Raw genomic sequence first — 23,187 nt, forward strand, 5'->3', positions numbered from 1 at the left:
CTGCTTCGGTCAGGAGTTCGAGGACGCGGCCTCGCGTTCGGCAGCCTGGATCAGGCGCAGCGAGATCACCTTGATCGCGCCGCCGAGCAGCGCCCGCATCGCCGGACCGGTCCCGGGCACGCCCTCGGTGAACCGGCCCCGCCACACGAGGTCGGTGCCGCCGGAGGCGTTCGGCGTGAAGATCGCCTCGCCGCGATAGCCGACGGCGGGTGTCTTCGGGGCGATCAGTTCGTAGACGTGCCGCCGGTCCTGCTCGTACTCGACGGTCTTCTCGAGCATGACGACGGGCCACAGCCCGACCTTGCGCACGGCGCCGACACCCGCGGGCTCGGGATCGCCCAGGACGTCCCAACTCGACTGGAAGACCACGGGTTTGGCCCATTCACTCCAGCGCGCGCCGTCGGTCTCGAGGCGGAACAGCGTCGCCGGTGGCGCGGTGCTGGTCCGCGTGACCTCGAACGTGAACGTCTTGCCCGCCATGTCGTCTCCCGGTCTCGAAGCGTTGTGGCTGCGAACCCTACCGGAGGCGATTCAATGCTAAATCCGTGTTACGCGCGTGTTACGGCTATGCTGGCGGCATGCGCGACAGGGACGTATTCCGGCAGGTGGAGACGCTGCGACACCGCGATGCGACCTCATCGGTGAGTCGCCCCGCACTCGAGGTCCACGCCCGCGCCGTGGCACGCGCGAGCGAGTCGGTCCGGCCGTCGTTCGTCTCCGACACGGACCTGGACGCCATCGCCGACCCGCGGGTCTCCACCATGGCGGCCCTCGAGCTGTGCCTGGACGGACTGTGGCGCCGGGCCGACGACGGCTACGTGATCACCGACGTCGACTACGTCGCCGACGTGCTGGCCGACGCGGGCAGGCCGCGGGCGTGGCGCACGCTGAGCACCCTCGCCCGCCGCGTCTGGATAGAGCTCAACAGCGACCGCTTCATCCCGTAGGACGGGACCGCAGCCGCGCCGGCAACGCCGCGACCTCCCACTCGCCGCTCTCGACCCAGCTGCACAGTTCGCGCGCGTCACGCCGGTCGACGACCGGTCCGATCCACTGCGCGGTCCCTACGGGTGTCCGGTCCGGCCAGCACGGCTGCATCAGCACCCACGTCTGCGGGACGTCCCCGCCGTCCGCCGCGACCAGCACGCCGTGCGGGCAGCGACGCACGGTACCGCGCAGCCGCTCCATCACCGAGGAGGCCTCGGGCACATGACATCCCGGTCGGACGACGAGGGTGAACGGCCTGCGGGTGGCGGTCGTCGGCGCGCTCACCGCGGTCGGCCCGCCGGGTAGGGCAGCAGCGCCATGTCAGCGCTCCTCGCGGAAGTCGACGTGCCGCCGGATCACCGGGTCGTACTTGCGCAGCACGATCCGGTCGGGGTCGTTGCGCCGGCTCTTCCTGGTGACGTAGGTGTAGCCGGTTCGCGCGGTCGACTTGAGCTTGACGACGGGACGGATGTCGGTGCTGGCCATCAGATCTTCTGCCCATCACGCCGCATCCGACCGACCACGGCCTCGATGCCGTCACGGTCGATGACCTTGATGCCCTTGGCACTCACCCGCAGCCGTACCCGCCGACCCTCGGACGGCAGGTAGTAGGTCTTGGCCTGGATGTTGGGTCGCCACGTCCGCTTGGTCCGCCGGTGCGAGTGGGACACAGTGTTTCCGAAACCGACTGTGCGCCCGGTGACCTGACACGTCGCGGACATCCGCACACCTCCTCGTTATTGACAATGGTTTTCGACAAGCGCTCGATCGCAGCGTAGCGTAGGCACCGCCTTGTTGAAAACCATTACCGATAGGAGGGTCGTGCGGACTCCGCTGATACTGGTCGCCGGGCAGGGTGACACCGACGCCGCGACGGGTGTGCTGCTGCGAACACCCGGGACGCTCGTCGTCGAGCACCGCTTCGACGGCCACGTCGTCCGGCGCACCCTGGCGTCACTCCGGCACGGTGAACTCGTCACCGCCGAGACCATCCTCGAACTCGCGCACGGGTGCGTCGCCTGCACGATCCGCAACGACCTGCTGGTGCTGCTGCGCGTCCTGCACCGACGGTCCGACGTCGATCGCATCGTCGTCCACCTCGCGCCGTGGCTCGAGCCCGAACCGATCTGCTTCGCCATCAACCACGTTCGCGTTCGAGTGGGCCCCGGTTTCGTCGACGGCGTGGCCGCCCGCGACGTCGAGATCGCCGCCGTCGTCACGTGCATCGACGCCATCACCTGGCTGCCGGCCGCCCTGGGCGACGACGAGCTGGCGGACGGGAGGACCGTCGCGCAGGTCGCGGTGGGCCAGGCGGAGTTCGCCGACGTCCTGGTGCTGACGGCGCCCGACCGGGCGACGCTCGGCGTGCTGCGCCGGCTGAGCCCGCGTGCCCGGCTCACCACCGGCGTCGCCCGGCTCGAGCAGTCGCTGCGCCACCTGGAGCCCGATGCGCGCCGCGGTGTCGGCGACGATCCGCACGGCCCGCTGCTCGCCGGCCAACCACCGCTGTCCGCCGAATCGGGCACCGCCCTGGTCGAATTCACCTCGCGGCGACCGTTCCACCCGCAGCGCCTGCACGATGCCATCGACCTGCTGCTCGACGGCGTGGTGCGGACTCGGGGGCGGCTGTGGTTGGCGGGCCGTGCCGACCACGCGATGTGGCTGGAGTCCGCGGGCGGCGGACTGCGCGTCAGCTCGGCCGGAAAGTGGTTGGCGGCCATGACCGACGGTGAACGGGCCTACGTCGGCGGCGAGCGACGGGCGATGGCCGACCTGATGTGGCACCCGGCGTTCGGGGACCGGCACACGTCCATGGCGATCCTGGTCTGCGGCGCCGAGCCCGCCGAGATCCATGCCGCGCTCGCCGGGGCGCTGCTCACCGACGACGAGATGTCGCGGCCCTCGACGTGGCCGGGCTACGACGACCCGTTCGGCGAGTGGCACGCCGATCCCTGCGGCCACACCGCCGGAACCGAGGCGGACGCCAGTCATGGCACGAATGAAGGAGACCTCCGATGAAGCCCGACGTCCACCCCGACTACCACCCCGTCGTTTTCAAGGATGCGAACACCGGAGCGGCCTTCCTCACCAGGTCGACCGCCACCAGCGCTCGCACCATCGACTGGGAGACGCCCGACGGGACGACGACATACCCACTCGTCGTCGTCGAGGTCAGCGCGGACAGTCACCCGTTCTGGACCGGCCGCAGTCAGGTCCTGGACGCCGCGGGCCAGGTGGAGAAGTTCCGGCGACGCTACGGCTACCCGCCCGCAGGCACCGGATAGCGGTCGTTGACGTCGGCATTGCTGTCCTTGCGGGCGCAGTGCGCGCAGCAGAACATCCCCTCGTCGGTCTCGATGCCGTGCCCGAGGATGCGGCACCCGCAGTGCCCGCACTCCGGTGCCAACTGGGAGGCCGCGCATTCGACGCTGTCGAACGTCTCGGATCGGCCGTCGGGCCAGGTCACGGTGAACGCCTTGTCGTAGTCGTTGCCGCACGTCGCACAGATGCTCATGTGCGCACGGGTTCCCGACCGTCGGCGGGTCAAACGCCTCAGAACTGCGGCAGCCGCACGACCTGCACGAAGAACTCGTCGATCTGCCGGACCGCACTCATGAACTGGTCGAGATCCACCGGCTTCGTCACGTAGGCGTTGGCGTGCAGCTTGTAGCTGCGCAGGATGTCCTCCTCCGCCGACGAGGTGGTCAGTACGACGACGGGGATGGTGCACAGGTCGGCGTCGGACTTGATCTGCTCGAGCAACTGCCGACCGTCGTACTTGGGCAGGTTCAGGTCGAGCAGGATCAGGTCGGGACGCGGCGCATCGGCGAACGCGCCGCGCCTGTAGAGGAAGTCGAGCCCCTCCTCGCCGTCGTGGGCGACGTGCAGGTTGTTCTTGATCTTGTTGTGCTCGAACGCTTCTCGGGTGATCAGCTCGTCGCCTGGATCGTCCTCGACGAGCAGCACGTCGATGGGTCGGCCTGCGGGTGTCATGTGCGATGTCCTTCCAGGGCCGCCTCGGGCACGGAGCCCGCGGCGTCGATCACGTCGTCGGTCGTGGTGGGCACCATCGGCAGGGTGAAGCGGAACCGGGTGCCCTCGTCGTAGCTGGTGTCGATGGCGATGGTGCCGCCGTGGTACTCCACGATCTTCTTGCAGAGGGCCAACCCTATGCCGGTTCCGGTGTAGGCGTCACGTCCGTGCAGCCGTTGGAAGATGACGAACACCTTCTCGACGAACTCCGGAGCGATGCCGATTCCGTTGTCGGACAGCGTGAATTCCCACATCCGGTCCTCCCCCGGCCGGCACTCGACCACGATGCGCGGTGGGACGCCGTCGCGGCGGAACTTCACCGCGTTGCCGATCAGGTTCTGCCACAGCATCGCCATCAGCGTCGGATCACCCACCACGACGGGCAGTCCCGACTCGGGGCGGGCGATCTCGGCGCCCGACTCCTCGATGGCGGTCACGATGTTGGCCAGCGCCGCGCCGAGTGCGACGTTCAGATCCACCTCGGCGTGGGTGGCGTTCAGACGGCCGACCCGGGAGAAGGTCAACAGGTCGTTGATCAGGACCTGCATGCGCTTCGCGCCGTCGACGGCGAACCCGATGTACTCGACGCCGCGCTCGTCGAGCTTGTCCGCGTACCGCTTCTCGATCAGCTGACAGAAGGACGTGACCTTCCGGAGTGGCTCCTGCAGGTCGTGGGAGGCCACGTAGGCGAACTGCTCGAGTTCTGCGTTGGACCGGCGCAACTCGACGGTCTGCTCGTCGAGCCGGACACGTGCCGCCTGTGACGCCTGCAGTTCGTCGACGATGTGCTGTCGCATGTTCTCGACGTCGACGGCGATCGACCTGATGTCCTTGGGTCCGCGCGGAACGATCTTCTCGTCGAGGTCACCCTCGGTGATACGGCGGCAGGAGGCGGCCAGCCGGCCCAGCGGCCGCGTGACCGCGTTGTGGATCAGTACGGCGAGTGCGACCGCCGCGAGGAAGAACGCGACGATCATGACGATCAGGTCCCGGTCCCGCCAGCCGCGCACCTCGTCGAGTTCGGCCACCCCGTTGTCGCGCGCCTCCAGCAGGTTCTCGGACTGCACGTCGAAGAGTTGCCGGATGCCGTCGAACTCGACCTTGCCCCGGTCGATCACCGCGGGATCCACCCGGCCCGCCGCCTGCGGTTCGATGCTCGCTATCAGCGGTTCCGCGTAGCTCTGGCGCCAGTTGTCCGCGGCCGCCTCGACCGCGTCGAGGTCGGCGATCAGGTCCGGCCGGTCGACCAGCCGCTCGCGCATCGCCGCGGACGCCGCACGCTCGGCCTGCTGACCGTCGAAGTAGGGCTGCAGGAACTGCCGGTCGGCGGTGATGGCGTAGCCCCGGGTCGCGGTCTCCTGGTCGCGCAACGCCGTCTGCAGCCGGTAGGACGCCACCCGTGCGGGCTGGACGTCGTCGATCAGCGTCCGGGACACGTGGTCGGTCCGGTTGATCAGCACGGCACCGGTGACCGCACCCGCGAGCACCACGATCGCCATGAGGGACAGCGCGAGGTTCTGCCAGCCCTGCACGGTGAGCCGTCGGCCGCGCCCGCCGGCCTCGGTGCGCTTCATCGGCTGCCCCGTCATCGTCGGGTCCTCTCCACCCGCACCACCGCGACGTCGTCGCTGATGCCGCCGTGCGAGCGGGCGGCGTCGTCGGCCGCCCTGATGAGCGCACGGACGAACTCCCTACCCGGCAGCGGTGCCAGCGGTCGGGCGAGTTCGAGCAGGCCCTCCTCGCCGAGGCGCTGGTTGCCGTCTCCCGCGTGCCCCTCGAAGATGCCGTCGGTCAGCAGCACCAGCCCACGGCCCGCGGGCAGTTCCAGCTCGCTGACCGGCCACTTCGTGCCGTGGAGGCCCAGCGCCGGGCCGGCCGGTGGTTCCAGCCACTCGACGGAGTCGGGGCCGTGCAGCAGCATGCCGGGGTGACCGGCACGCACCGCGGTGAAGCCGAGCCCGTCGGGGGCGAGCGCCACGCTGAGCACCGTCGCGAAGATGCCGCTGCTCACCGGACGCTCGGCGCGCAGGATGCGTTCCAGCTGCATCATGCGTTCACTGCCCCGCAGGCCGACGAAGGTGAGCGCCCGCCAGCCGATGCGCAGCGCGACACCGAGGGCGGCGGCGTCCGGGCCGTGTCCCGCGACGTCGCCCACCATCACGTGCACGGTGCCGTCCGGGGTCTCGACGACGTCGTAGAAGTCTCCGCCGAGGAGCGCGTTCTCGTGGCTGGGCTGGTACTGCGCCTCGATCTCGACGCCGGTGTGGTCCATCAGCAGCGGCGTGGGCAGCAGACCGCGGGCGAGGCGGGCGTTCTCCAGCGCGGTCACCTGACTCGACCGCAGTGCCGCGGACGTCAGCTCGGCTCGCTTGCGCTCGATGGCGTAGAGCAGGGCGCGGCGCAGCATCTCGGGCTCGACGCGCCCCTTGACGAGATAGTCCTGCGCACCGGACGCGAGCGCCGAGACGCCGAAGTGCTCGTCGGCCAGTCCGGTGAGGACGACCACCGGAATGTGGTCACCGCGCTTGGCGATTCGGTCCAGCGCGCTGATCCCGTTGGCGTCGGGGAGGTTGAGGTCCAGCAGCACGCAGTCGGGGCGCGCCCGCGCGAGTTCACGCTCGGCGTCCGCCACGGTCTCGGCCACCACGACGCGGATGTCGGCGTTGGCGTCGGCGATCAGCTCCTCGACGAGGATCGCGTCCTCGCGGTCGTCCTCGACCAGCAGCAGGTGCAGCTGTTGGCCGGGTGCCACGGGAGCGATGTCAGGAGTGAGCACGCGCACCGACGCAGGTGGGTTCGAAGATATTGACGATGCGTCGAGGATACTCAAGTGGTTCCGCGCCATTGAGCGGTTGTCAGACGGCCGGTGTGTCCCGGATGCCGCGGTAGATGCCGCGCCGGACGATCCACGGCATCAGGACGCGTTCGAACGACCAGGCCGGGAATCGGAACGCCCGACCATTGGGCGCAAACACCTCCAGGCCGTCGCGCTGGATGCCGAGTATCGAGCCCCACCGCGTCGTCGGCGGGCGGTACGTGCGCAGCGGCCGGCCCTCGAAGTCGGCGAGGACGTTGTAGGCCAGCAGCCCGTCGGCCCGGTTGCGCGCGGAACTGCGCTGCGGGTCGGTGGCCGCGACGTCCCCGACCGAGAAGACCCCGGACTGACCCGCGACGCGCAGGTCGGGCGTCACGCGGACGAACCCGTCGTCGTCGAGCAGGCTCGACGGCAGCCACTCGGTGTTGGGCCGCACCCGGCCGACCGTCCACAGCACGGCGTCCGCGGAGGCAGCCGGCTGGCCGGTGCTCCACTCGATCGGGTCGTCGGTGATGGCGTCTCCGGTGAAGCCGTCGGGCATCACCGCGCGGTGGCCCGGGTGCAGCGTCACCCCGGCCTCGCGCAGCCGGCGTTCGACGCGTGCCCACGTCCGCGGGTGGTACTGGGTCAGCGCGCGATCGCCCGGGAAGTACAGCCCGACGCGGGTGCCGGGCCACGTGCGGGCGACGTTCGCCGCACTGCTGACGGCCGCGGCGCCGCCGCCGACCACGATCACCGACGACGCGGCCGCGAGCCGATCGTGGGCGGCGCGCAGGTCGGCGCCGATCTCGTCGGCGGACTGGAGCGTCGGTTGCCGCCAGAAGCCGTTGGTGACGCCGGTCGAGATGATCAGCGCGTCGTAGCCCTCGGCCACCTCGGTGCCCGCCGCGGTCCGTACCGAGACGCTGCGGCCCACCGGATCGAGGCCCGTCAGCGTGCCGTGCACGGTGCGCACCCGGTCCAGACCGTGGAACCTGTCGAACGAGATCCAGTTGTGCTCGGCCCAGTGGTCGGGCCTGCTGATCCGCCAGCCCAGTTCTTGACCACTGACCAGTGCGGGCTTCGCCGAGATGCCGACGACGTCGACGCCCGGTGTCTTGGCCAGCCGGATCGCCGTCAGCACACCGCTGTCGCCGAGCCCGGCGACGACGACGCGCTTCACCGTCGGGCCCCCGACCGCTTCGGCGGCCACGGCACGAACTTCGAGACCCGGTCGACGACGTCGGAGTACTCGGGGCGGCGCGCGAGGCTGCGCTCCTCCATCATCGGGATGCTGGCGCCGAGGAACAGCGCGAGCATGACGACCGCACCCGCCATCACCCACCACCAGTCCGCGGGCGCCGCGGCGACGCCGAACAGGCCGAGCGACAGCCAGAAGGCGAACTCGCCGAAGTAGTTCGGGTGCCGCGACCACGACCACAGTCCGCGATCCATCGCCTCGCCGGGTTGGCGTACCCGCGCGAACCGGTGCATCTGCCCGTCGGCGACGAACTCGAGCGTCACCGCCGCGATGCCGATCACGAACGCCACGATCATCAGCCAGGCGATGCCGTCGCCGGGGCGGGTCACCGCCACGTAGACCGGCACCATGCCACCGAAGACCTGCAGGGTGGGGATGAGGTGGATGGCGACGAGGTCCGCGACGAACTCGAGCCGTCCCGCGCGGTCGCGGAACATGGGGTAGCGCCAGTCCTCGTGGTGCAGGCCGGGGAACGTGTACACCCAGTTGCCGGTGAGGCGAATCGCCCACAGCACCACCACGATCGCGACCAGCCAGCACCGCAGCCGGTCCACGTCCGGGCCCGCCTGGCTCCACCAGTAGAGGAGCAGCAGCGGTGGGATGACGCTCCAGTAGGCGTCGTAGAAGCTGGAGTTGCGGTAGGCGCGGCTGAACGCGAACACCACCACGGTGCCCAGGACGTCGGCGATCAGGGTGTCGAGCCAGAGCCGTCCGGTCGTGGGGCCCCACAGCAGCCATGCCCCCGCCACCGCGACGACGATCACGTAGGCGAGGGTGACGATGGCGAGCGACGCCGCCTTGGATCTCGTCACGGGGGTCTCGGTCAACGGTCTCCTCCGGCTCGGAAGTCGGCGAACTGTAACACGTTCTAGTTCGACGGCGAGGGGCGTTCGGCGAGCTGGCCGTAACCTGTCGGACGTGTCTGAAGACGGTCGAATTCGCGTCCCCGCCCGCTCCGACGAGGCCCTCGAGGCGATCACCGCGGTCGGCACCGAGGACCATGCCCTGCTTCCCGCGGGAGCGGTCGATCGCATCTGGGAGAAGGCCCGGCACTGGTACCGGGCCGGCATGCACCCGGCTATCCAGGTCTGCCTGCGCGTCGACGGCCGGGTGGTGCTCAACCGCGCGATCGGTCACGGGTGGGGCAACGGACCGGACGATCCGCCGGACGCCGACCTCGTGCCGGTCACGACCGAGACGCCGTTCTGCGCGTACTCGTCGGCCAAGGGCATCACGACCACCGTGGTGCACATGCTCGTCGAGCGCGGCGCGTTCTCGCTCGACGACCGGGTGTGCGACTACCTGCCCACCTACACGAGCCACGGCAAGGACCGCACCACGATCCGGCACGTGATGACCCACAGCGCGGGTGTGCCCTTCGCGACCGGGCCGCGCCCGGACGTCAAGCGGATGGACGACAGCGAGTACGCCCGCGAGATGCTCGGCAAGCTCAAGCCGATCTACAGGCCGGGACTGGTGCACGTCTACCACGCGCTGACGTGGGGCCCGCTGATGCGCGAGATCGTCTCGGCGGCCACCGGCCGCAACATCCGCGAGATCCTGGCCACCGACATCCTCGAGCCGCTGGGCTTCCGCTGGACCAACTACGGCGTCGCCTCGGCCGACGTTCCGCTGGTCGCGCCGAGCCATGCGACCGGCAAGCCGCTCCCTGCGCCGATGGCCAAGGCGTTCAAGATCGCGATCGGCGGCACCACCCAGCAGCTCATCCCGTTCACCAACACCGAGCGCTACCTGACCGGCGTGCTGCCGTCGTCCAACACCGTCTCGACGGCGGACGAGCTGTCCCGGTTCGCCGAGATCTGGCGCAGGGGTGGGGAACTCGACGGCGTCCGGGTCATGTCGCCGGAGACGCTGCGCGGGGCGACGCGGCAGGTGCGCCGGTTGCGGCCCGACGTCGCGACCGGCCTGATACCGCTGCGCTGGGGCACCGGGTTCATGCTGGGCTCCGACCGCTTCGGGCCGTTCGGCCGGAACGCGCCCGACGCGTTCGGCCACACCGGGCTGGTGAACATCGCGGTGTGGGCCGACCCGGCACGCCGGCTGTCCGCGGGCATCATCAGCAGCGGCAAGCCCGGCGGCCACCGCGAGGCCAGGCGCTACCCCGCCCTGCTCGACGCGATCGCCGCCGAACTCCCCCGGGTGCGCTGAGCGGGCCCCACCTCCTCCGGCGAGCGTGCGTGTCTGCGGGGGACACGCCGCGCCAGAACCCGACTTGACGCACGCTCGCGCCGCAAGCACCCCCCGCCGTCACTTGACGGGTGTCGACTTCTATCGTGGCCAGATGAGCAACGATGCTGATGTCGATCGCGTCGCCGACCTCGCACAGCGGGTGGTCGCCGAACACGATCCGAAGTCCGTCCCCATTCCCGAGTACCTCGCCGCCTGCTACGACGCGGGCCTGTCCTGGGTGCACTTCCCCGAGGGCTTCGGCGGTCTCGGCCTGTCGCGGCGACTGCAGGCGGTCGCCGACGGCGTGCTGCAGGGCGCAGGCGGTCCGGTCCCGCTGGGCCTGAACCCGATGGGCTACGGCATGGCCGCGCCGACCATCCGCGAGCACGCCCAGGACGACGACCTCAAGAAGTCGTGGCTGCGACCGCTCGCCAGCACCGAGCACATCTGGTGCCAGCTGTTCTCCGAGCCCGGCGCCGGGTCCGACCTCGCCGGCCTGGCGACGTCGGCGGTGCCGGACGGCGAAGACTGGGTGATCAACGGGCAGAAGGTGTGGACGAGCCTCGCCCACCGCGCCCGCTGGGGCCTGCTGCTCGCCCGTACCGACCCGGACGTCGCGAAGCACAAGGGCCTCACCTACTTCGTCGTCGACATGCACGGACCCGGCGTCGAGACGCGGCCGCTGCGCCAGATGACCGGCCAGGCCGAGTTCAACGAGGTGTACTTCTCCGACGCCCGCATCCCCGACGCGCACCGCCTGGGTGCCGTCGGCAACGGCTGGAACGTCGCGATGACGACGCTGATGAACGAGCGCAGCGCGCTCGGCGGCAGCGGCAGTCGCCGCGGAGCGGGCACCATCTCCGAGGCCGTCTCCCTGTGGGCCGCGCGGCCGGACCTGCACACCCCGGTGCTGCGTGATCGGTTGACGCAGTTGTGGTTGCGGTCCGAGGCGCAGCGCCTGACGTCGGAGCGGTCGCGCGCCGCGGCCACGATGGGCGGCCCCGGTCCGGAGGGCTCGATCGGCAAGATGGTCGGCGCCGAGCTGAACCAGCTGATCTACCAGTTCTGCATGGACCTGCTCGGAACCGAGGGCACGCTCTACCACGGCTACAGCTCGGGTCGTGATCCGGAGAACGAATCCGATTGGCGTGGACCGATTCAGCAGCGGTTCCTGCGCAGCCGGGCCAACACCATCGAGGGTGGCACCTCGGAAGTCATGCGAAACATCCTCGGTGAGCGCATTCTTGGCCTGCCAGGCGATCTGCGTGCCGATGCCGGCATGCCCTGGAAGGAGATCCCTCGTGGCTGAGCCATTCATCTTCACCGACGAGCAGGCTCAACTGCGCGCAGCGGTCAGCGGCTTCTGCGGCGACCACTTCGACGAGGCGACGGTGCGCAGGCTCATGGAATCCGACCCGCCGTTCGACCGCGCGGTGTGGGGCAGGCTCGGCGCCGAACTCGGCGTACTCGGCCTGTCGGTGCCGGAAGCCGATGGGGGCGTGGGTGGTTCACTCGTCGATCAGGCCGTGGCCGTCGAGCGGCTCGCCGCTTCGCTGGCCTGCGGACCGCTGTTCGGCACGGTGTACCTCGCCATCCCGGCGTTGGTGGCGGCGTCGGCCGGGCCGGCGCGCGACGCCCTGCTCGCCGAGTTGATCGAGGGCAGGCGGACCGCCGCGGTCGCCGTCGCCGACCGTGCGGGCGGCTTCGACCCGGCCGACGTCGCCGTCACCGCGACGGCATCGGGTGACGACTGGACGCTGACCGGGACGGCGACGCGCGTCGTGGACGGCACCGTCGCCGACGATCTACTGGTCGCGGCCACCGGACCGGACGGCGTCGCACTGTTCGCCGTCGACACGACTTCAGCTCGAGTGCAACGCACTTCGCTGAACACGCTGGACCTGACCCGGCCGCAGGCCGACGTCGAGTTCACCGACGCCCCGGCCACGCTGGTGGCCGCACCCGACGAGGCGGTGCGGGTCATCGAGCACGCCCTCCAGGTGGGGTCCGCGCTGCTGGCCGTCGAACAGGTGGGCGCCGCACGGCATCTGCTCGATCTGTCGGTCGAGTACGCGAAGACCCGGCTGCAGTTCGGCAGGCCGATCGGCTCGTTCCAGGCCGTCAAGCACAAGCTCGCCGACCTCCTCGTCGAGGTCGAGCACGCGCAGTCCGCGGCGTACCACGCGGTGTGGGCGCTGTCCGACGGCACCGACGATCCGGCGCTGGCGGCGAGCATCGCGCAGGCGGTGTGCTCGGCGGCGTTCACCCGGGTCGCGACCGACACGATCCAGGTGCACGGCGGCATCGGGTTCACCTGGGAGCACCAGGCGCACCTCTACTACAAGCGAGCGACCACCGACGCGGCACTGCTGGGCAACGCCGAGCAGCACCGCAACCGGGTGGCCGAGCTGGTGCTCGACGTCGCGACTGCCGATCGTCCGCCGCGGGTCGCCGACGGCAGGTCCGCCTAGCGCGCCACATCCTCCGCCGAGACTGCGGTGAGATCGCTCCCAGTCGGAAAACTGCGATGCCACTGCAGTCTCGGCGCCCCCAACACTGGGCAAGGACGCCTGCGCGTGGTGGAATGCGCCGATGAGCACCTACCACCCCGCCATGCAGAAGGCCCGTCTCGCGGACGTCGAGAGTGACGTACACGGCCTCATCTCCAAGCGCACGGCCGAACTCGCCGGCGTCTCGGTGACGGAGGTGACGTTCGGCAAGGGTGCCCGCTGGTCCAACGACCTCAAGGACTACGCGGGCACCGATCTCTGCGAGCTGCCGCACGTCGCGCTGGTCACCCGCGGCGCGCTCGGCGTGCGGATGGCCGACGGGTCGGAGGAGGTGTTCGCCGCGGGCGACGTCATGCTGCTGCCGCCCGGTCACGACGCATGGTCCGTGGGTGACGAGGCGTGCACGTTCGTCGAGTTCTCCCGCGGCGCGGACTATTACGACGGCTAGTACCTGACGTCACTGGCCAGCAGAGGCGGGTAGACCGTCGACTGGCGTCCGTCGACCGTGGTGCCCGCGAACTGCAGCATCGTGGCCATGTCTCCGTTGAGCGCGGCGGGGTAGCTCAGCGCGGGGGCCGACGCGTCGTCCAGGCGTGCAATCTGCGCGTCGGTGAGCGTCACGTCCAGCGCGGCGAGGTTGGCGGTGAGGTGTTCGAGGCGCCGCGCCCCGATGATCGGCACCACGGTGCCCGGTCGTGAGCGCAACCACGCCAGCGAGACGGCGGCCGAGGAGACGCCGGCCTCGGCGGCCACGTCGGCGACCGCCTCGATGACGCGGAACTCGTCGTCGGACGGCCCGCCAACGAATTCGGCGCGGGCCGAGTCGGTGACCGCCGACCCGCGCCGGTACTTGCCCGAGAGAAAGCCGTTCTTCAGCGGACTCCACGGGACCAGTGCCATGCCGGTGTCCTGCGCCAGCGGTGCCAGTTCGCCCTCGACGGTTCGGGCGAGCAGCGAGTACTCGACCTGCAGGGCGATCAGCGGTGCCCACCCCCTCAGCAGCGCGGTGGTCTGAGCCCGTGCGGTCACCCAGGCCGGGGTGTTGGAGAACCCGACGTAGCGGATGGTGCCCGCGCGGACGAGGTCGTCGAGGGTCGACATCGTCTCCTCGATCGGAGTGTGCCTGTCCAAGTTGTGCATCCAGTACACGTCGAGGTAGTCGGTGTTCAGCCGGCGTAGCGTCTCGCGAAGTTGGGCGCGGATCGACGACCGTCCCGCACCGCCGCCGTTCGGGTCGCCGGGGTGCATGTTGGTGAAGAACTTCGACGCCAGCACCACGTGCTCGCGCCTGCCGGGCCGGGCTGCGAACCAGTCGCCGAGGATCTTCTCGGAGTGGCCGTTGGTGTAGAAGTTCGCGGTGTCGACGAAGTTCCCGCCGAGGTCGAGATACGTCTCGAGGATGCGCTCGGACTCCTCGACGGAGGTTCCCGCGCCGCCTGGGTCATTGCCGAATGTCATCGCGCCGAGCGCGAACGGGCTGACCCGGAGTCCGGACCGGCCGAGGGTGACGTAGTGAGCGAGTGACATGAATTCATCTCCTAGCAGTGCGTTTGGATGTCTACATTCAATGCGCGACCGAGCGGACGCGGTAGATCGATCACTGCACTCTCTTGCACGATTCTGTCGACTTCGGGATGATCGAGCAGTGCACACCCGCGCCGCACTGCTCGCCGAGATCGGTGACCGCATCGCACGCCACGCCCGCCCGGACATGACCACCTCCATCGACGGCGTGCTGCTGTCGAAGGTGGCGACCGATGGATCCACTCCCGACTACACGCTCACCGAGCCCCTGCTGGTCGTCATGGCCCAGGGCGGCAAGCGCCTGTTGCTGGGCGACCGGACGTACGAGTACCGGGCCGGCCATTGCCTACTCGTCGCGGCCACGGTGCCCGTCACGGGCCACTACGTCGACACCAGCGCGGCATCGCCCTCGCTCGGCTTCGGCCTGGCACTCCGGCCCGCCGAGATCGCCGCGCTGATGCTGCGCGCGCCAGGCGAACGACGCAGGCGCACAGAGCATCCCGAGTCCGCCATCACTACCGGTGACGCCGACGTCGACCTGCTCGACGCCGTCGCCCGCATGCTCCGCCTCCTCGACCGGCCCGATGATGCCGCAGTCCTGGCACCGTTGATCGAACGGGAGATCCTGTGGCGGGTGCTGACCGGCCCCCTGGGTCCGACACTGCGTCAGATCGGTTCAGCGGACGGCAATCTCGCGCACGTCAGCCGGACCATCAGCTGGCTGCGCAACAACTACGCCCAGCCGGTCCGCATCGACGACCTGGCGAGCATGGCAGGCATGAGCTCGTCGGCGTACCACCGCCACTTCCGTGGCGTGACGGCCATGACTCCGCTGCAGTTCCAGAAGTGCATCCGGCTTCAACACGCCCGGTCGCTGCTGCTCGCGCGCCCAGGCGACGTCGCGGGCATCGGCCACACCGTCGGTTACGACAGCCCGTCGCAGTTCAACCGCGAGTACCGCCGGCTGTTCGGCGTCCCGCCTGGCCGCGATGCCGAGCGCCTCCGCGACCAGCCGAGCCGGGCCGTCGCCCTGGTGTGAAGGACCGGGGCCCTAGAACAGCGCCCCATGGTTCAGCAGCGCGCCGACGACGAGCACCACGCCGATGATGCCGAACAGGACGCGCACCACCGGCGGGCCGAACCGCGTGATCGCCCGGACGAGGTGGCGCTGCACGCGACGCGCCCGGATGGTCCGCACCGTCGACAGCGCCAGCACGAACACCGAGAACGACAGCGCGACGGCGCAGTAGCCGAGCACCAGCACCGGCCATGCGAACGGGATGGGTTGGTGCGCCGAGATCAGCGCCAGCGCGCTCAGGTACGGCACCGAGGTCGCGGACTGGCCGAACCCCACCGCCAGTCCCACGATCACGAACAGCCAGGGGTTGCGCCGGGCCGCCCGAACGACGCGCTCCGGTGGGGCCACGCCGGAGGCCCGGCCGGAGAACGCCGCGACGGCGATCAGCACCAGTCCGAGCACGAGCTGCGCCCAGTACCTGACGGTGGGCGTCACGTCGACGTCGGCGCGGTCGGTGAGGAAGCTCAACCCGAAGACCGTCAGCACGCCGAACGTGGCGGTCGCGGCGAACACGCCCGCGATGAAGCTGACCCCCGCGGGCAGCGGGGACCTGCGGCTCAGCCGGCTGTCGTACACGACTGCCGTGGTCACCCCGAGGTTGAGGACGTTCAGCGAGTCCAGGAACGCGAACCCGATGAGGGGTAGGAGGAGAGCCAGCATGACGCCCATGAACCTACGGTTCGCCCGCCTCGGGTGCACATTGGCACCGCTCGATGCGGGTATCCGGACCCCATGCAGACGTTCCTGCCCTACCCGGACTTCGCCGAATCGGCCGCGCGGCTCGATTCGCGCAGGCTCGGCAAACAGCGCGCGGAGAACATCCAGGTGCTTCGTGCGCTGGTCGTGCCCGGGTACGGCTGGCGCAGGCATCCCGCCGCCGCCATGTGGGCGGGGTACGAGGAGGCCCTCGTCCGCTACGGGCTGACCATCTGCGAGGCCTGGGCCGCCCGCGGGCACGCCGACACGACCGCCGCCACCCTGCTGGTCGACCTCGAGCGCACGACGGGTCTCATCGGTGCCCGTGACCAGGCGGTTCTCGCGGCCGAACACGAGCTACCCCCGTGGCTCGGCGACCACGACTTCCACCTCAGCCACCGGTCGGCACTGGTCAAGAAGGACCCCGCCTACTATCGGCCGCTGTTCGGCGACGTGCCGGACGACCTGCCCTACGTCTGGCCCCCGTCGGACCGGGAGCGGCGGGTGCCCATCGACGCCGGGGCTTGAAAACCGCTCGCTCGGGTAATCATGATCAGCCCCGACGGCCGGGACCGGAAGGATTCATGACAGCAGCGCGACCTCAACTCGACCGCTCCGACGTGGACGGCGCCCTGCGGACGGTGGACGCTGTCGCGGGTGCGTTCTCGGCGAAGGTGGTGGGCCAGCTGCACCTGCGGGAGTCGATGCTGGTCTCCCTGCTGGCCGGCGGTCACCTGCTGATCGAGAGTCTCCCGGGGCTGGCGAAGACCACCGCCGCGCGCGTCGTCGCCGAGTCGATCCGCGGCGAGTTCCGGCGCATCCAGTGCACGCCGGACCTGCTGCCCAGCGACATCGTCGGCACCCAGATCTACGAGTCGGCCACCAACCGGTTCGTGACGCAGCTCGGCCCGGTGCACGCCAACGTCGTCCTCCTCGACGAGATCAACCGGTCCAGCGCCAAGACCCAGAGCGCGATGCTCGAGGCCATGGAGGAGCGCCAGACCACGATCGCCGGCACCGAGTACCCGCTGCCCGATCCGTTCCTGGTGATCGCGACGCAGAACCCGGTGGACCAGGAGGGCACCTATCCCCTGTCCGAGGCGCAGACCGACCGGTTCATGCTCAAGGAGATCGTCGGATATCCGACCGCCGACGAGGAGGTCGAGGTGATCTCCCGGATGGACGCAGGCCTGTACGAGCGTCGGCACCGCATGCCGCCGGCGGTGGATCTGGACGACGTACTGCAAGTGCAGCATGTCGCGGCCGCCGTGCACATGGACCGTGCGCTGATCCAGTACGCCAGCAGGCTGGTCGAGGTCACCCGCGTCCCGGAGGAGCACCTGCCGTCCGGCATGGCGCGACTGGTCGAGTACGGCGCGAGCCCGCGGGCCACCATCGCGTTCTGCCGGACCGCCCGGGCCCTGGCACTGCTGCGCGGCCGCGCCCACGTCATGCCCGAGGACGTCGCCGACCTGGCCCACCGGGTGCTGCGGCACCGCCTGATCCTCGGCTTCGAGGCCGCGAGCCAGCGCATCACGCCGGACGTCGTGGTGGACGCCGTGGTGGGCGCCGTGCGGGTGCCCTGAGGCATGGGACGGCATCTCGACCGCGCCAAGGCCTACGTCGGTCGCGACGTCAGCGGTCTGCTGGAGGGCGGCCGCTACTCGCTGGTCCACACCCGCAGCCTGGAGTTCGACGACCTGCGGCCCTACGTCCCGGGCGACGACGTCCGCGACATCGACTGGAAGGCGACGGCGCGTTCGGGCAACGTCCTGATCAAGCGCTTCGTCTCCGAGAAGCACCACAAGATCCTGGTGGTGGCCGACGCGGGCCGCAACACCGCCGGACTCAGCCCGTCGGGTGAGGTCAAGCGCGAGGTGGCCGCCAACGTCATCGGCGCCCTCGGCCTGATCACGCTCCCGCGGTCCGACGAGATCGGCATGGTGTTCGGTGACGGGAGGGGGTGCGTGGACATCCGATTGCGACGGGGTGAGACGCACCTGGAGTACATGCTGCAGCGCTACCTCGACCACGCGTGCGACCACCCCGGGCGGAGCGACGTGGTGACCCAGTTGCGTTGGGTGGCAGAACATTACCGTCATCGCCACCTGGTCGTGGTCGTGTCCGACGAACCCGAGGTCGACGACCGGCTCGACGAGCTGCTGACCCGGCTGGCGGCCCGGCACGACGTGATGTGGGCGATGACGGTCGACCACCCGGCGATCGCCGGCCCCGACGATCCCATGGACGCCGACGTGGTGGGGTACGACGTCGCCGACGGCGCGACGGTCCTCGGCAGGACCGACCTGGGGCGCGACGTCATCGCCGCCTACGAGGAGGCCGAGCGCGCACGGCGCGAGGCGCTCTACGAGTCCATGACCGCCCACGCCGTGCCCTACGCACTGATCGCGGGCAGCCGTGGCATCCGCAGGGGCCTGATCGGGATGACCGGGGTGCTGGCCCGTGCCGGATGACCTGCTGCGCTTCGTCGTCGGTCCCGCGTCGCCGTCGTCGGCGTGGCTGTGGGTGGCCGGAATACTGACGCTGCTGGTGGTCGGCTGGTACGTCGCCGTCCTCACCACGACCGCGACGTCCGAGCGCGACGCGAAGCCGGGCGTGGTGGCGCGTGCGAACGCGGCCCTGACCCGTCGCCGCTTCGCCCGTGACGCCCGACGCGTCGGGGAACGCCTGAACGGCGGGGACCTCACGGGTCCGGCAGCGGCCGCCGAACTGAGCCGCATCCTGCGCGAGTTCCTGCACCGGCACACCGGCACGCGCGCGCACTACATGCAGGTCGACCAGGTCGCCGCGGGCGAGCTGGCACCGGCGGCACCACTGTTGCTGCGACTCAACGACGTTCAGTTCAACGCGCGGTCGACCGAGGACGCCGCCGCACTCCCCGGCGCCACCGAGGAGCTGATCTCGTCGTGGAGCTGACCTGGTGGCTCGTCGTCATCGTCGCGTGCCTCGCGCTCGCGGTGGGCATCGTCGTCGCGCTGTTGCTGCCCATCGACGACCGCCGCCGGTTGCGGCCGTTGGCGAACGTCGACAGGCTGACCCGGCTGCCCGCCTACGTGCGCGCGGTCCGACGCCGCACGGTCACGACGATCGCCACGCTGGTGCTGCTCGCCGTCGCCGCGGCCGCCGCGGTGGTGGTGGCGGCACGCCCGACGGGGTTGCCGACCGCCGCCCACGACGCCGCCGCCGGCCAACCCGAGGACGTGATGGTCTGCGCCGGAGCACCTCTCGGCGACCGCCGACTCGAGGCGACGCTGCGATTCTTCGCGGCCCGTGTGCCGACGTTCGACACCCAGCGCATCGGACTGACGTCACCCAACCGCCGGGTGATCCCCCTGACGCGGGACCACCAGTACGCCGCAGGGAGGTTCGCCGACTACGCCGCGCCCGTGACGGACGCCGACGTCGATGACCGGCGCGGTGACTTCGCGCCCGACGTGCGGTACGTCAACTATGCCGAGGGCGTCGACGACCTGCTGGCCCTCTGCCTGACCGGCTTCCCGGGCTTCGACGAGCCTGCGCCGCAACGACGTTCCATCGTCTACGTCGGCCCGGGCCGCACGCGCGACTCCGGTCCGGCGATCGTCGGGGCCTCCCGGCTGACGGAGCTGGCGACGACGGCGGGCGTTCAGGTCAACGTCATCACCACCACGCCGGACGACGTCCTGAGCGACCTGGCCCGCGCCACCGGCGGCCGGTACGTCGCGGCCGAGTCGAACGTCGCGCAGCAGCTCGAGGAGATCCGCGCCAACCCTCCCGTCCCCACGCCCGAGGTGGAGACGCGGATCCGCGCGGCGGCACCCGAATCGCCGGACGTCCCCCTGCTCGTCGCCCTGGCCGCGCTGACCGCGCTCTCGCTGGTCCCCCTGGTGGTGCGCCGATGACCGTGCATCCCGTGCTGCCTCCCGTCCTGCTGTTCCTGGTCGCGGCGGTGGTGGTGGCGGCCCGCATCGTCGCGCTGCGACGCTCCTCGACGACGCGGTGGCGCTGGGCCGCCGTGACGGGAGCGATCATCCTGCTGCTGGTGGCGGCCGTGCGGCCGGTGTTCGGCGCCGACGAGCAGACCACCCCGGCGGGGGCGGCCGACGGGCAGCCCAACGTCTTCCTCGTCGTCGACCGGTCGCCGGCGATGGCCGTCACCGACGCCGGCGGCGGTCGCAGCCGGATGGCCGCCGCGCGCGCCGACATGGCCGCGTTGATCGATCGGTACCCCGACGCGCGCTTCGCCGTCGTCGCGTTCGCCTCGGGGCCGTCGCTCGAATGGCCGCTGTCGCCGGACACCTTCAGCCTTCGGCCCGTACTGGCGGCCACCCAGCCCTACCCCGGTGAGGATCCGCGGCTGGCCAACGTCGCCGCCGCGGGAAACGTGTTGCGCTATCAGCTCATCGCGGCCAAGCAGCAGTTTCCGCGCGCCGAGAACCTGGTGTACTACCTCGGTGCGGGCGCAGGCGGGTCGGAGGCACCGCAGCGGCGCTTCGACCCCGCCGAGGGCACCGTCGACGGCGGCGCGGTCCTCGGCTACGGCGGCAGCGCGGGCAGGCCCATCCCGCAGGACCCGACGGTGCGCTCGAGCATCGACGTCGACGCGCTGCGCGGGGTCGCCGATCAGCTGGGCGTGCCGTTCGTCGACCGCGGCCGGTCCGAGGACCCGTTCAGCGCCGGTGTCATCGACGTCGGCGGCGACGACCAGATCACCGGGTCGTCCCGGCCGATCGAGGTCTACTGGGCGCCCGCGCTGCTGGCGGCCGTGCTGCTGCTGGTCGAGCTGACGCTGGCGCTGCGCGACCTCCGTCGCTCGCGGGCGCGGGGGGTCCTGCCGTGAGGAACGTCGGACGCACGCGACTGCTGCTCTGGTCGGCCCCGGTGGTCGTCCTGGTCCTGCTGATCGTCGCCAAGCTGACGTCGATGGCCCTGGCCGGCGGATCGGCGGTCGAGGACTACCAGCGCCGCGACGTCGAGGCTCTGCGTGACGACGTGTCGACGATGCAGGTGCTCGACGTCGTCGACCCCTATTCGACGGCCTTCGCCGCGGGGTCGCTGGCGGTGCTCGAGGGCCGGCTCGAGGACGCGGAGGAACACTTCGCGACCGCCGTCGCCCACGATGCGACGTGCCCGGCCCTGACCAACCTCGCGTTGGTCGCGGAGACGCGCGGCGACCAGTTCGTCGGCGTCGGTGACGGGCCGGGCGCCCTCGGGCGCTACCGCAGCGCACTCGCGACGGTCACCGGGGGCCCGGCTCGGTGCTTCGCCGAGCCGGACGAACCCGACGCCGAACGCCGCGACGTACTGACCGGGTCCGCGCAGCGGCTGAACGGCAAGATCGCGCTGCTCGAGCGCCCCCTTCCGCCGCCGCCCCCACCGGCCGCGCCGCCACCGCCGCCACCGGGTGGCGCACCCCCGCCGACCGCCGGCTCGAACCGCGACACCGACGACCAGGAGCGCATCCTGCTACCCGGGGACCCGCTCGACCAGCTGCGTCAGCTCCTGGAGGACGCGGCGGCAACCCGCGGCGCCCCGTAATCTCGGGCCATGGCATCGGTTCTGACGGTGAACAGCGCCCACGTGAGCCCGGGCGTCCGCGCTGCGACGACGGGTATCGACAAGCGGCCCGTCGACGGCCCCGTGGAGGTCCGACCACCCGGGTCGATGCGCGACGGCCTCGGCAGCGGCATCGTCGGCGACTCGATCGGCAACAGGAAGTACCACGGCGGCGACGATCAGGCCGTGTACGCCTACGCCCGGGAGGACCTCGACGTCTGGCAGGAGCGTCTGGAACGCGAACTCCCGAACGGCACGTTCGGTGAGAACGTCACCACGTCGGGCGTCGACGTGACCGGTGCGCTGATCGGCGAGCGCTGGCGCATCGGGTCCGACGGGCTGGTCCTGGAGGTCACCCGCCCGCGGACGCCGTGTCGCACGTTCGAGGTCCGGCTCGGGATCCGCGGCTGGATCAAGACCTTCACCCACGGCGGCAGCCCCGGCGCCTACCTGCGGATCATCGAACCCGGACACGTCCGGGCCGGTGACGCCGTCGAGATCGTGCACCGCCCGGACCACGACGTCACGATCGGCACCGTGTACCGGGCCATGATGCTCGAACCCGACCTGATGCCCAGCCTGCTGGTCGCCGACGCCCTGCCCGAGGCGCTGAAGCGCAAGGCCCGCAAGCGCGCGGCGTCCTAGGTCTGCTCGACGTAGTCCTTGATCCTGGCGAGCGTCTTGCCCATGTCGCGGACGTTGCGGCGGCGGCGCAGGAAGTACAGCGGTTCGAAGACGCTCACCAGCCGCGGGAGCGGCAACCAGAACGACTCGGTGACCTCCGTGCCGTCGCCCTTCGGCGTGAAGCGGTAATGCCAGTTGTTGACGGCGCGGTCGCCGATCATCACCGCGAAGCCGAACTCGCGACCGGGCTCGCAAGCGGTGACCCGGCAGGTCGTCCAGTACACGGGTCCGATCTCGTTGCGCTTGACGTGACCGCGGAACCGAGCGCCCATGGCGGGGCCGGTCGCGCCGTCGAGCCATTCGGCGTCGAACACCTCGGGTGAGAAGCGGCCGGTGTTGCGGACGTCGGCCACCACGTCCCAGACCGTCCTCGGCGAGGCGGCCATCTCGAGCGTCGCGGACCCCTTCACCTGCCAGACGCTACTCCGGGCCCGTCGGCCGTGTGTCGCAGGACTCCTTTCCGCGGGGCTGTGTCGTCTCTCACGTCCGCGAGAAACGTTGCACTCGTGCGGAATCAAACTCGTAACACGCCAGTTACACCCAGCAGACCGGGACGACTCGAGAGAAGTCGGAACGGCGACAACGTTTCGGACCGCGACACAGGCGCCACGGCTCGTACAACTCAATAGATCGATACGAAAGAAGTGACACGAAAATGAAGAAGCTCGGATTCACCACGGTCATCGCCGGCGGCCTTGCTGCAGCAGTCCTCGGACTCGCTGCGCCCGCCTCTGCTGGGATCGACCACCACACCTGGCTCGACCAGATCACGAACTCGGCCAGCGCTCCGCACGTCGACACGACGGTGCATCAGAGCCGCTGACCTCAGCACGTACGAAGGGGCACCCGCCACGCGGGTGCCCCTTCTTCGTGT

Annotated in this window: 30 protein-coding genes; 17 read left to right on the forward strand and 13 right to left on the reverse strand. The window is 70.5% G+C overall.

What is annotated here, in order from left to right; genetic code table 11:
* Nucleotides 1-9 precede the first annotated feature (9 nt).
* Nucleotides 10-480 carry an SRPBCC family protein gene (locus G6N64_RS03900; protein WP_163795688.1) on the reverse strand — a complete coding sequence of 157 codons (471 nt, stop codon included), beginning with the start codon at nucleotides 478-480 and terminating at the stop codon, nucleotides 10-12.
* 98 nt (nucleotides 481-578) lie between these two features.
* Here G6N64_RS03900 and G6N64_RS03905 point away from each other — a divergent pair, with 98 nt between their 5' ends.
* Nucleotides 579-947 carry a hypothetical protein gene (locus tag G6N64_RS03905; RefSeq protein WP_163795689.1) on the forward strand — a complete coding sequence of 123 codons (369 nt, stop codon included), beginning with the start codon at nucleotides 579-581 and terminating at the stop codon, nucleotides 945-947.
* Here G6N64_RS03905 and G6N64_RS03910 read toward each other — a convergent pair.
* The 3 genes from G6N64_RS03910 to rpmB are packed head-to-tail and all read right to left on the reverse strand — an operon-like array spanning nucleotide 937 to nucleotide 1,709.
* Nucleotides 937-1,272: a hypothetical protein gene (locus G6N64_RS03910; protein ID WP_163795690.1), complete on the reverse strand. Its 336-nt coding sequence runs from the start codon at nucleotides 1,270-1,272 to the stop codon at nucleotides 937-939. The two genes, G6N64_RS03905 and G6N64_RS03910, sit on opposite strands and share 11 nt — an antisense overlap.
* 36 nt (nucleotides 1,273-1,308) lie before the next feature.
* Entirely contained in the window at nucleotides 1,309-1,473 is a 165-nt protein-coding gene (rpmG, locus tag G6N64_RS03915) for a 50S ribosomal protein L33 (protein WP_163795691.1), read from the reverse strand.
* Nucleotides 1,473-1,709: a 50S ribosomal protein L28 gene (rpmB, locus tag G6N64_RS03920; RefSeq protein ID WP_163795692.1), complete on the reverse strand. Its 237-nt coding sequence runs from the start codon at nucleotides 1,707-1,709 to the stop codon at nucleotides 1,473-1,475. Before rpmB ends, rpmG begins: the two co-directional genes overlap by 1 nt.
* A 100-nt stretch (nucleotides 1,710-1,809) precedes the next feature.
* Between rpmB and mrf the strand changes: the two genes are divergently transcribed.
* Nucleotides 1,810-3,006, forward strand: coding sequence for a ribosome hibernation factor-recruiting GTPase MRF (gene mrf, locus G6N64_RS03925; RefSeq protein ID WP_163795693.1), 1,197 nt, complete (start codon nucleotides 1,810-1,812; stop codon nucleotides 3,004-3,006).
* Entirely contained in the window at nucleotides 3,003-3,272 is a 270-nt protein-coding gene (locus G6N64_RS03930; RefSeq protein ID WP_163795694.1) for a type B 50S ribosomal protein L31, read from the forward strand. The genes mrf and G6N64_RS03930 overlap by 4 nt, the downstream gene beginning before the upstream one ends.
* On the opposite strand, the gene G6N64_RS03935 is transcribed toward G6N64_RS03930, so the two are convergent.
* The 6 genes from G6N64_RS03935 to G6N64_RS30020 form a co-directional block, all read right to left on the reverse strand.
* Nucleotides 3,248-3,502 carry a metallothionein gene (locus G6N64_RS03935; RefSeq protein ID WP_163795695.1) on the reverse strand — a complete coding sequence of 85 codons (255 nt, stop codon included), beginning with the start codon at nucleotides 3,500-3,502 and terminating at the stop codon, nucleotides 3,248-3,250. The two genes, G6N64_RS03930 and G6N64_RS03935, sit on opposite strands and share 25 nt — an antisense overlap.
* 38 nt (nucleotides 3,503-3,540) lie before the next feature.
* The gene (locus G6N64_RS03940; RefSeq protein ID WP_163795696.1) at nucleotides 3,541-3,981 is read right to left on the reverse strand and encodes a response regulator; all 441 of its coding nucleotides are present in this window, start codon (nucleotides 3,979-3,981) and stop codon (nucleotides 3,541-3,543) included.
* Nucleotides 3,978-5,609: a sensor histidine kinase gene (locus G6N64_RS03945; protein WP_246230928.1), complete on the reverse strand. Its 1,632-nt coding sequence runs from the start codon at nucleotides 5,607-5,609 to the stop codon at nucleotides 3,978-3,980. Before G6N64_RS03945 ends, G6N64_RS03940 begins: the two co-directional genes overlap by 4 nt.
* Nucleotides 5,606-6,772, reverse strand: a complete 1,167-nt coding sequence (locus G6N64_RS03950) for a PP2C family protein-serine/threonine phosphatase (protein ID WP_425487206.1) — start codon at nucleotides 6,770-6,772, stop codon at nucleotides 5,606-5,608. The genes G6N64_RS03945 and G6N64_RS03950 overlap by 4 nt, the downstream gene beginning before the upstream one ends.
* Before the next feature lie 103 nt (nucleotides 6,773-6,875).
* Entirely contained in the window at nucleotides 6,876-8,027 is a 1,152-nt protein-coding gene (locus tag G6N64_RS30015) for an FAD-dependent oxidoreductase (protein ID WP_246230930.1), read from the reverse strand.
* Complete coding sequence (locus G6N64_RS30020) at nucleotides 7,994-8,902, reverse strand: DUF1295 domain-containing protein (protein ID WP_246230932.1); 909 nt, start codon at nucleotides 8,900-8,902, stop codon at nucleotides 7,994-7,996. Before G6N64_RS30020 ends, G6N64_RS30015 begins: the two co-directional genes overlap by 34 nt.
* Before the next feature lie 91 nt (nucleotides 8,903-8,993).
* Between G6N64_RS30020 and lipE the strand changes: the two genes are divergently transcribed.
* The 4 genes from lipE (at nucleotide 8,994) to G6N64_RS03975 (ending at nucleotide 13,223) form a co-directional block, all read left to right on the forward strand.
* The gene (gene lipE / locus G6N64_RS03960) at nucleotides 8,994-10,244 is read left to right on the forward strand and encodes a lipase LipE (protein WP_197748401.1); all 1,251 of its coding nucleotides are present in this window, start codon (nucleotides 8,994-8,996) and stop codon (nucleotides 10,242-10,244) included.
* 133 nt (nucleotides 10,245-10,377) lie between these two features.
* Nucleotides 10,378-11,574 (forward strand): acyl-CoA dehydrogenase family protein, encoded by a 1,197-nt coding sequence (locus tag G6N64_RS03965; protein WP_163795700.1) that lies wholly within the window; start codon nucleotides 10,378-10,380, stop codon nucleotides 11,572-11,574.
* The gene (locus G6N64_RS03970) at nucleotides 11,537-12,736 is read left to right on the forward strand and encodes an acyl-CoA dehydrogenase family protein (protein ID WP_174266922.1); all 1,200 of its coding nucleotides are present in this window, start codon (nucleotides 11,537-11,539) and stop codon (nucleotides 12,734-12,736) included. Before G6N64_RS03965 ends, G6N64_RS03970 begins: the two co-directional genes overlap by 38 nt.
* Nucleotides 12,737-12,857: 121 nt before the next feature.
* The gene (locus tag G6N64_RS03975; protein ID WP_163795702.1) at nucleotides 12,858-13,223 is read left to right on the forward strand and encodes a cupin domain-containing protein; all 366 of its coding nucleotides are present in this window, start codon (nucleotides 12,858-12,860) and stop codon (nucleotides 13,221-13,223) included.
* On the opposite strand, the gene G6N64_RS03980 is transcribed toward G6N64_RS03975, so the two are convergent.
* Nucleotides 13,220-14,302, reverse strand: coding sequence for an aldo/keto reductase (locus G6N64_RS03980; protein ID WP_163795703.1), 1,083 nt, complete (start codon nucleotides 14,300-14,302; stop codon nucleotides 13,220-13,222). The two genes, G6N64_RS03975 and G6N64_RS03980, sit on opposite strands and share 4 nt — an antisense overlap.
* 118 nt (nucleotides 14,303-14,420) lie before the next feature.
* Between G6N64_RS03980 and G6N64_RS03985 the strand changes: the two genes are divergently transcribed.
* Nucleotides 14,421-15,338: an AraC family transcriptional regulator gene (locus G6N64_RS03985; protein ID WP_246230934.1), complete on the forward strand. Its 918-nt coding sequence runs from the start codon at nucleotides 14,421-14,423 to the stop codon at nucleotides 15,336-15,338.
* A 12-nt stretch (nucleotides 15,339-15,350) separates the two neighbouring features.
* On the opposite strand, the gene G6N64_RS03990 is transcribed toward G6N64_RS03985, so the two are convergent.
* Nucleotides 15,351-16,037, reverse strand: a complete 687-nt coding sequence (locus tag G6N64_RS03990) for a GAP family protein (protein ID WP_163801423.1) — start codon at nucleotides 16,035-16,037, stop codon at nucleotides 15,351-15,353.
* A gap of 72 nt (nucleotides 16,038-16,109) precedes the next feature.
* On the opposite strand from G6N64_RS03990, the gene G6N64_RS03995 reads away from it, so the two are divergent.
* The 8 genes from G6N64_RS03995 to G6N64_RS04030 are packed head-to-tail and all read left to right on the forward strand — an operon-like array spanning nucleotide 16,110 to nucleotide 22,274.
* Entirely contained in the window at nucleotides 16,110-16,601 is a 492-nt protein-coding gene (locus G6N64_RS03995) for an MSMEG_6728 family protein (RefSeq protein WP_163795705.1), read from the forward strand.
* Between the two features lie 56 nt (nucleotides 16,602-16,657).
* Complete coding sequence (locus G6N64_RS04000; RefSeq protein ID WP_163795706.1) at nucleotides 16,658-17,659, forward strand: AAA family ATPase; 1,002 nt, start codon at nucleotides 16,658-16,660, stop codon at nucleotides 17,657-17,659.
* A gap of 3 nt (nucleotides 17,660-17,662) precedes the next feature.
* The gene (locus G6N64_RS04005; protein ID WP_163795707.1) at nucleotides 17,663-18,547 is read left to right on the forward strand and encodes a DUF58 domain-containing protein; all 885 of its coding nucleotides are present in this window, start codon (nucleotides 17,663-17,665) and stop codon (nucleotides 18,545-18,547) included.
* A complete protein-coding gene (locus tag G6N64_RS04010; protein ID WP_163795708.1) occupies nucleotides 18,537-19,010 on the forward strand; it encodes a hypothetical protein in 474 nt (157 codons plus the stop codon). The genes G6N64_RS04005 and G6N64_RS04010 overlap by 11 nt, the downstream gene beginning before the upstream one ends.
* Nucleotides 19,001-19,975 carry a hypothetical protein gene (locus G6N64_RS04015; RefSeq protein ID WP_163795709.1) on the forward strand — a complete coding sequence of 325 codons (975 nt, stop codon included), beginning with the start codon at nucleotides 19,001-19,003 and terminating at the stop codon, nucleotides 19,973-19,975. The genes G6N64_RS04010 and G6N64_RS04015 overlap by 10 nt, the downstream gene beginning before the upstream one ends.
* Nucleotides 19,972-20,913 (forward strand): vWA domain-containing protein, encoded by a 942-nt coding sequence (locus G6N64_RS04020; protein ID WP_163795710.1) that lies wholly within the window; start codon nucleotides 19,972-19,974, stop codon nucleotides 20,911-20,913. The genes G6N64_RS04015 and G6N64_RS04020 overlap by 4 nt, the downstream gene beginning before the upstream one ends.
* Complete coding sequence (locus G6N64_RS04025; protein WP_163795711.1) at nucleotides 20,910-21,611, forward strand: hypothetical protein; 702 nt, start codon at nucleotides 20,910-20,912, stop codon at nucleotides 21,609-21,611. The genes G6N64_RS04020 and G6N64_RS04025 overlap by 4 nt, the downstream gene beginning before the upstream one ends.
* Before the next feature lie 9 nt (nucleotides 21,612-21,620).
* A complete protein-coding gene (locus G6N64_RS04030) occupies nucleotides 21,621-22,274 on the forward strand; it encodes an MOSC domain-containing protein (RefSeq protein WP_163795712.1) in 654 nt (217 codons plus the stop codon).
* Here G6N64_RS04030 and G6N64_RS04035 read toward each other — a convergent pair.
* Entirely contained in the window at nucleotides 22,271-22,723 is a 453-nt protein-coding gene (locus tag G6N64_RS04035; protein ID WP_163795713.1) for an SRPBCC family protein, read from the reverse strand. The two genes, G6N64_RS04030 and G6N64_RS04035, sit on opposite strands and share 4 nt — an antisense overlap.
* 245 nt (nucleotides 22,724-22,968) lie before the next feature.
* On the opposite strand from G6N64_RS04035, the gene G6N64_RS29875 reads away from it, so the two are divergent.
* Complete coding sequence (locus G6N64_RS29875; RefSeq protein WP_174266754.1) at nucleotides 22,969-23,136, forward strand: hypothetical protein; 168 nt, start codon at nucleotides 22,969-22,971, stop codon at nucleotides 23,134-23,136.
* Nucleotides 23,137-23,187: the final 51 nt, after the last annotated feature.

The organism is Mycolicibacterium sediminis (assembly GCF_010731735.1).
GTDB lineage: Bacteria > Actinomycetota > Actinomycetes > Mycobacteriales > Mycobacteriaceae > Mycobacterium > Mycobacterium sediminis.

Excerpts from the sequence above, each read along its gene's own strand:
- G6N64_RS03900 (WP_163795688.1), bottom strand. The coding sequence starts at position 480 with ATGGCGGGCAAGACGTTCACGTTCGAGGTCACGCGGACCAGCACCGCG.
- G6N64_RS03905 (WP_163795689.1), top strand. The coding sequence starts at position 579 with ATGCGCGACAGGGACGTATTCCGGCAGGTGGAGACGCTGCGACACCGC.
- rpmG (WP_163795691.1), bottom strand. The coding sequence starts at position 1,473 with ATGGCCAGCACCGACATCCGTCCCGTCGTCAAGCTCAAGTCGACCGCG.
- rpmB (WP_163795692.1), bottom strand. The coding sequence starts at position 1,709 with ATGTCCGCGACGTGTCAGGTCACCGGGCGCACAGTCGGTTTCGGAAAC.
- G6N64_RS03930 (WP_163795694.1), top strand. The coding sequence starts at position 3,003 with ATGAAGCCCGACGTCCACCCCGACTACCACCCCGTCGTTTTCAAGGAT.
- G6N64_RS03935 (WP_163795695.1), bottom strand. The coding sequence starts at position 3,502 with ATGAGCATCTGTGCGACGTGCGGCAACGACTACGACAAGGCGTTCACC.
- G6N64_RS03940 (WP_163795696.1), bottom strand. The coding sequence starts at position 3,981 with ATGACACCCGCAGGCCGACCCATCGACGTGCTGCTCGTCGAGGACGAT.
- G6N64_RS03945 (WP_246230928.1), bottom strand. The coding sequence starts at position 5,609 with ATGACGGGGCAGCCGATGAAGCGCACCGAGGCCGGCGGGCGCGGCCGA.
- G6N64_RS03965 (WP_163795700.1), top strand. The coding sequence starts at position 10,378 with ATGAGCAACGATGCTGATGTCGATCGCGTCGCCGACCTCGCACAGCGG.
- G6N64_RS03970 (WP_174266922.1), top strand. The coding sequence starts at position 11,537 with ATGCCGGCATGCCCTGGAAGGAGATCCCTCGTGGCTGAGCCATTCATC.
- G6N64_RS03975 (WP_163795702.1), top strand. The coding sequence starts at position 12,858 with ATGAGCACCTACCACCCCGCCATGCAGAAGGCCCGTCTCGCGGACGTC.
- G6N64_RS03980 (WP_163795703.1), bottom strand. The coding sequence starts at position 14,302 with ATGTCACTCGCTCACTACGTCACCCTCGGCCGGTCCGGACTCCGGGTC.
- G6N64_RS03990 (WP_163801423.1), bottom strand. The coding sequence starts at position 16,037 with ATGCTGGCTCTCCTCCTACCCCTCATCGGGTTCGCGTTCCTGGACTCG.
- G6N64_RS03995 (WP_163795705.1), top strand. The coding sequence starts at position 16,110 with ATGCAGACGTTCCTGCCCTACCCGGACTTCGCCGAATCGGCCGCGCGG.
- G6N64_RS04000 (WP_163795706.1), top strand. The coding sequence starts at position 16,658 with ATGACAGCAGCGCGACCTCAACTCGACCGCTCCGACGTGGACGGCGCC.
- G6N64_RS04005 (WP_163795707.1), top strand. The coding sequence starts at position 17,663 with ATGGGACGGCATCTCGACCGCGCCAAGGCCTACGTCGGTCGCGACGTC.
- G6N64_RS04020 (WP_163795710.1), top strand. The coding sequence starts at position 19,972 with ATGACCGTGCATCCCGTGCTGCCTCCCGTCCTGCTGTTCCTGGTCGCG.
- G6N64_RS04030 (WP_163795712.1), top strand. The coding sequence starts at position 21,621 with ATGGCATCGGTTCTGACGGTGAACAGCGCCCACGTGAGCCCGGGCGTC.
- G6N64_RS29875 (WP_174266754.1), top strand. The coding sequence starts at position 22,969 with ATGAAGAAGCTCGGATTCACCACGGTCATCGCCGGCGGCCTTGCTGCA.